1 protein-coding gene and 2 pseudogenes are annotated in these 6,818 nt (G+C 59.4%); all 3 read right to left on the reverse strand.

Annotated elements, in window-relative coordinates; genetic code table 11:
* Positions 1 to 305, reverse strand: a pseudogene (locus tag HMPREF3113_RS19020) (hypothetical protein); the annotation flags it as partial.
* Positions 302 to 6,361: an RHS repeat protein gene (locus tag HMPREF3113_RS18440; protein ID WP_175440361.1), complete on the reverse strand. Its 6,060-nt coding sequence runs from the start codon at positions 6,359 to 6,361 to the stop codon at positions 302 to 304. The gene HMPREF3113_RS18440 and the pseudogene HMPREF3113_RS19020, both read right to left, overlap by 4 nt.
* A 356-nt stretch (positions 6,362 to 6,717) precedes the next feature.
* Positions 6,718 to 6,818: pseudogene (locus HMPREF3113_RS19025) on the reverse strand (RHS repeat-associated core domain-containing protein); the annotation flags it as partial.

Here is a 6,818-nt window from a genome sequence, read left to right on the forward strand (position 1 = left end):
TGCGGATCCATGTACCGCTGCTGCATGTAGCTGAGGCCAGTCGCAGAGTCGCTCACATGCCCTGTGTAGCCCGGGCCATCAGCAACCGGCGCACCTACGACAGCGCCATAAGGCTCGTAACTGATGCGCTCGATCACGTTGCCATTGGCATCGCTCTTGGCCACTACCGAGCCCAAGGCATCGGTATGGATGTAAGTGACCGTTTGTCCCTGCGCAGGTAGCGACGCTATTGCGAGCCCACACAGAACCAGCGCCTTCAGCACAGTCACCCTCAGCAGCCGGTGCAATATCACTTCCCCCATCATGGGATCACCTCGCCCGGATTCCGTGGCGGCTGTCCCGGATCGCCGCCGCCCGGGTGTGGCTCTTGTTCGAACGTGCCGGTATAGGGCTGCGACCATCCCGAACAGCCTGCTGCGTTGCACGCGCGCACGATGTAGCTGGGCGCACAATAGCTGGCCGAGTACATCGGCGATGTCACCGATGTCGCCGACCCCGAATAGAGCAGCCTGAGCCCACCAGGCGCGCTCAGCTCGTATCGATCTGCATATGGCGATGACGACCAGCTGACCGTGCACAGGGAGTACTCGCTGTTATGCGGCCCCGCGTAGTAGTTGCGTTGATGCGCGTAGCCCACATTCGTGCCGCGGGGCGGCTTCAGGACCGTCACTACCTTGGTAGCTGAGTAATTTCCGCAGCCAGAACCGTTGCACGCCTTTACCCGATAGCCGTACTTACCGGAGGTGGCAGGATCGCGGGCGATACTGGTGGCGGCCGTGTCCTGCTGCGCGCTCCACGCCCCACCGTCGATGTTCTGTTCCAGCACATAGGTGCCTGCGGTGGCTACAGTGGTCCAACTAACCGTATAGGCAGCACTGGTGCCGGTCGGAGCGGTAAGGGTCGGCGTGCCACTCGGCTTCAGCAGTACTGTGGTGGCCGCCGTCGGCGACCAGGTGCCACAACCGCCATCATTGCAGGCCTTTACTCGATATCCGTAGGTGCCATTTCCCTTACCACTGAAGGCAATGCTGCGCTCGTTCGTAGACTTCACTGACGACCAAGCGCCCCCGTTTGACTGCTGCTCGATCAAGTAGCTGGTTGCCGTCGCTACACTCGCCCAAGAGAGCGTATAGGCGCCGTTGGTGCTGCTTCCCGGAAGAGTCAGAGAGGGCGCACTGCTGGGCGGCAGAGTTACCACCGTGGAGACGGTTGCCGAGTAGCTACTGCATCCACTGGTATTGCATGCCTTCGCACGGTAGCCATAGGTGGCCGAACCACGACCGGTGGTGGCCCAGCTCAAGCCGGCGGAGGTTTGCGCACTTTTCCACGCAGCCCCATTAACACTCTCCTCCAGCTGATACGACGTTGCCGTAGACACAACGGGCCATGTAACCATCCATGCCCCGGTATTGTTAGTCGCTGGCGTCGTGAGGATTGGCCCAACCGGAGCACGCAGTACTGTAGTTGTTTTTTCCGCCGACCAGCCGCTGCAACCACTGCTGTTGCAGGCGCGCACGCGGTAGCCATAGGCGCCATTGCCCCTGCCTGTGGCAGCGTAAAGGGTGGCCGCCTCCGATTGCAGCTGAATCCAGCTTTCACTGTTGATCCTTTCCTCGAGTACATACTCTACCGAACCCGGGACGGCATTCCAGGTGACCTGGTATTCGCCGCTCCCGTTGTTGGTGGGCAAAGAGATTGCCGGAGCCGCCGCGGGCGGCAGCAGCACAATCGTAGTCACGGTGTTCGACCAAGGGCTGCAGCCGGCCGCATTGCAAGCACGAACCTGATACCCGTGACTTCCCGTCTGCTTGCCGGAAACCGCGAGCGACTCTACCGTCGTCGCCGAGATGTTGGTCCAGGCTCCGTCCCCCAGGCGCTCCTGCGGTTCGTAGCGTGTGCTGCCCGCCACTGTCGACCAGCTCACCGTATACGCACCCGTACCGCTATTGGTCGGTGCTGTGATGGCAGGCGCGGAGGCAGAAGGGTAGATAACAGTCATCGCGTGTTCTACTGACCAGCCGCTGCAGCCGGAGGCATTGCATGCCCGCCCCCGGTACGCATATGCACCAGCCGCGCGACCAGTCAATGAAACGCTGGTGCTACTGGCGCCATGAATGGATCTCCATGCAGCTGAGCCCGCCCGCTCCTCGATATCGTAACGCGTGGCGCCGGCAACGGCCGCCCACGAGACCGTGTAGCTTCCGTTGAGACCGGCCGCAGGTACAACCAGCGCGGGCGCACTTGACGGTATCGGTAGAACTTGAACCACCAGAGCAATGCTCCAGCCGCCACAGGTTGAACCCTGACAAGCCCGGACTCTATAGGAGCGGGCCCCTGTGGAAGCGCCCGTCACGGTGTAGGAGGCAGCCGGACCGCTGTAAACCGCTGCCCATGAGGCACCTCCGTTGCTGGAGCCATGCAGCTCGTAGCGACTTGCATTGCCAACGCTGGTCCAGTTCACTGTGTAGGTGCCGGTGGCTACCGTGGCTGGGCCACTCAGAGAGGGAGTCCCAAGGACCACCAGACTCTCCAACTCGGCGACCAAACTTCCGCCGAGACTGATGTACTCCAGCTCTTTCCCGGTTCGCTTGTTGTGCTGGCGACGCAGCACGCCATCATTTCCGTAGAAGGAAAGAATGTCGCCCAATGCTGCGCTGTAGCTGCCAACGCGGCGACCTTGCGCATCGTAGGCGTAGCCCTCTCGACCCGCACCGTCCCTCAGACGATTGCCGTAGTCGAAAATGAAAACATCTCCGTTCTTTTTTGCCAAATTTCCCTGCGCATCATAGGCGATACCGATGACGGCACTCCCGTCATCCAGATTCACCGTCGTCATTCGATTACGTGCGTCATACCAGTAATTGTGCTGCTTTACACCACCGAGTTTGGCGCTGCGAATGTTGTCCAGTACGTCGTAGGTGTATCGGTACGTACCATCCCCACCGAACGAGGAAGACTTCGCATAAGTCAGGCGATCCAGCGCGTCATACTGCATCTGCCTGGATTTCGCAGGCTCGACAGCATCCACCGTAGCGGTGACGTTACTGTTGCTGTCATAGCTGAAGGTTGTATCGAGGACGGTTGTATCAATTGCTCGTGCCGGCATGCCCCGTGCGTTCTGAACCATGTTGCGCACGATGCCATTCCCATAAGTGAATGATCGCAACCCCCCGTTCGGGTAATAGCGAGCTCCTGATGCGTAAGGTCCCGCCTGCGTCGCCTGCCCCAACGCATTCGGCGCCAGAGCGATGACCTGACCGCTTGGATACTGCAGGCTGGCCAGCGCCGCGTTGCCGTTGTAGCCATAGCCCATTGTCCATATGCCCACGCCCTGCTGCTGCATCGTTTCACCGACTATCAGCCCGCGCTTGTTATAAGCATAGGTATTGATGACCTGCCGACCGCCACTATTCGCTGTAACTACCTGCGATGGCTTGCCGTCTGCGGTGTAGCTCCAGTCCTGGCTGCCGTTGCCGTCCGGGAAAGTCAGCCGACTGAGCCGGTTGCGACTGTCGTAGCTGCGATCCACACGCCGTCCAGATGATTGTGCAACCGATGTTTCGCAATCGCTCAAAGAGTTCAATGTCAATCCCGCAGCACTCCAAGACAGATTGCCTGCCGGGTCGTACGTCATGACCGTTGCCCCGGATTCGGGCTCCACTGATTTGCAAAGCTGTTGGAAGCTGTCATACACGTACGAACGCGTCAGCGAGATACTGCTGTCAGCGTTACGCCGCTTGATCGAGAGAACCTTGCCGAACCGGTCGCGCGCAATTTCGGTAAAGGCTCCAGCGGGATGCTCGATACGAGTCGGGGCGTCATAGTTTGGATTGTCAAACACCTGATGGCTGGTAACTGACTTCTGACCACGCGGATTGGTCGTTCGCACGCGCAGCCCCGACAAGTACTCAGTCACTGTCGTCAAGAGCCCCAGCTCGCTATCGGCGGAAATGGATGTTGGCCGGCCGAGCGCATCGAACTCACTCCATTCGCCGGCGGTCGGGCTCGCGCTGCTGCTGGGGTAAGACTGGAACGTGGCTCGCCCAGCATGATCATATGTGAAGCGCTGGTAGCGCTCCGTCTCCGCCAAGGTTGCATCAAGCTCACGGGTCAGCACCGGGCGCCATAGAGCGTCGAACCATGTGAACCTGCGATGGTTCCCGGTGCTGCTGGTCAGCCGCCAGTGTCCCGATGCGATGCCATGCTCCACCGCGTCCACCCGCTCAAAGACCTGTGTCGTCGGATTCCAGGCTACGCTGTCGCCCGCTCCATGTGTCTTCGCGGTGATGCGCCCCATTGCATCGTAGTCGTAGCTGGTCTGGTAACCCTGTTCATTGGTGACGGCGCGGATCCAGCCATTGTCATCTACGCTGGCACTGAGCGAAGTGCCATCTGCAAATCCAATGGACTGAGGTGTCCCGCGCTTCCAGTTGTTCAACGCTGTGCTGTTACCACGCCCGTCGACGAAGCTGGCAACACTGCCATCGGGGTGGTAAGTCAGCGATTGAACGAGCTTGCCGAATTGGTGCTTCTGCTGCGGCATGCCCAGTACGTTGAAACTCGTTTGGGATTCCACCAGCCCCGTGTTTACGTTGGTGGTCTTGGCAGTCTGTCCTAACAACCAACGCGCCGTATCATCGTAATAGGCGGTCACGTCGGTTCGACTGTCGCCCAGCGAGCTACTGCGCACTACCTGCAGCGGGCGGGCCTTCGCATCAAACGAGGACACGTTCCAAGACATGGTAACGCCATCACGCGTAATCACCTTCTTCGCCAACGGACGCACCAGCACGGATGACTCGTCATTCCCACCCCAGCGCGAGCCATAGCGGTCGGGAAACGGCATGGAGTTGGCCTGGGCGGAAGTTACATATGTCAGATCCTCCTGCTCAAGCTTGGTACCGTTGGCCGCCACCGTACTGCGCCCCAGTAGTTTGCCCTCATCGCGCGAGTAGACCGTTCCGTAGTGCTCCAGCAGGACGCTGCCATCCGGCTGCACGACGGCGACGCTCTTTCCACCAGTACAGGCGGTGCAGGGCGGGACCACACCTGACCAGAGGGCCGTTTCACCGTTGGCACCTTCATAGCTCCAGACCAGAGGCGCCGGCAGTCCGGGACCTTCGATGGTCTTACGCGTCAGCCCCAGTACATCGAAGTGTATTGGTACGGCCAGATGGTGGACCATGGCAGAGTTGTTTTCTGCCGAACCGCTGACCGCTTCACCTTGGCAAAGAACGCTTGGCACACCGTCGCGATAGTGACGCTGATGATCAAAGCGGAAGGTGCCTACAGCTCCGGATGGGTGCTTCATCTGTACGCTGTAACTCTTGGGTGACAGCGGTGCGACGTTTCCACAGCCCGGGCCTGGATCTTCGGTCCAGGTCATGTATGAAACGCGCATATCCGACAGATGGTTGATTTCCCATGCAGCCTGGTCGGGCTGCACGATGCGTTGCAATAACTCGCCGTTGTAAGCGTAGATCCAGCTTCTACCATGTGCGCTGGCACTGGCGAGTCGATTGTTAGCATACTGGAGCGTTATGGCTCGGCCATCGCTCGCAGTGATGCTTGTGGGGTGGCCATTGCTGTTGTAAGCAATCGCGACCGAGTTTCCAAAACGATCTTCAATTCGGCTGGCAAGCAGAAAAACCTCGACGCGGGGCCGCGCACCGCCATCCTTGACGTCCTGCCCCATGTTGCCTGCGTAGCGTGTGGTCCCGATGTTGAACGTGTAGGTGATGCCATCGGTTGTCTGCAGTACGAAGCCCTCGCCCTCATAGCCAGCAACCATTGGCGTGCAGGTGATCGAATCCAGCGCACTGGTCGTCCATACACTCGCCTGGCGGTTGTCTGGTTTGAATTGTGCAGGCGGCAATGCGATGAGCGATCGAGCCCCTTGGCCAGGAAGGTTTACCGAGTACCCGGACCAGATATCTTCTATGCGATGTGGTGGAAGCGTATAAGGATAGAAAATGTCCGTACAGCGTGGTTTGCGCATGCCAACCGTGACGTTCCATCCGTAAGCTGAGTCAAAGACACCCGAGATGTAGGGAACGTCGATGTTCCAGTCGCCGACTCCTCCGTAAATATGCGGAGCTATACCCGCAAGCGGCGTTGGCCTGATGACAAGCTTCCGGGTCAGCTTCACCGGAAGCGTGTTGGTGCCAGGAATATCGATGTCGGTTTGCTCAAACGCGACGCTCTGATCGAACATATTGATCGCGTCGCCAAACAAATCCGACTTCAGCGCACCAACCTGCTCGGCCGTGCGCAAGCGCTTGTCGTACTCCTGATAAGGCTGCATCGCCTGGGCATATGCGGCTCCGACGCTGCCTCCCATCAACAGCGTAGCCAGACCCACGCGTACAGCTCCCTTGACCGCGCTATGGCAGCCTGACTTCCTGTCCTGCATCCGTACATCCCCTGTTATAGGCGACGCCTATATTCACCTAACTTTCACCCCTGTCAAGCGCGGCGATCTCTCCGCTTCGATAGCTCTTCCGAGCAAGCCCCGAGCTCAGACGCGCTGCACTGAGACGAGCCAATTGGAGTTGACGCCATACGTCCAAGCCATGACGATCCCCAAACAAAAAGCCCCGACCAAGGCCTGGGCTTTCTGCTGTATCTGGTGCCGGAAATGGGAATCGGACCTACGACCTACACATTACGGACCAAGCCGAGTGAACCGTGCTGGCGATTGACCGGCTGCTCATACGTCGTCACCGGATCCACCGACAGGAACACGCCCAACTGCGAATCCATATACCGCTGCTGCATGTAGCTCAGGCCAGTGGCAGAGTCACTCACATGCCCCGTAT

The sequence above is a fragment of the Stenotrophomonas sp. HMSC10F06 genome, from assembly GCF_001807865.1.
Taxonomy (GTDB): Bacteria; Pseudomonadota; Gammaproteobacteria; order Xanthomonadales; family Xanthomonadaceae; genus Stenotrophomonas; species Stenotrophomonas bentonitica_A.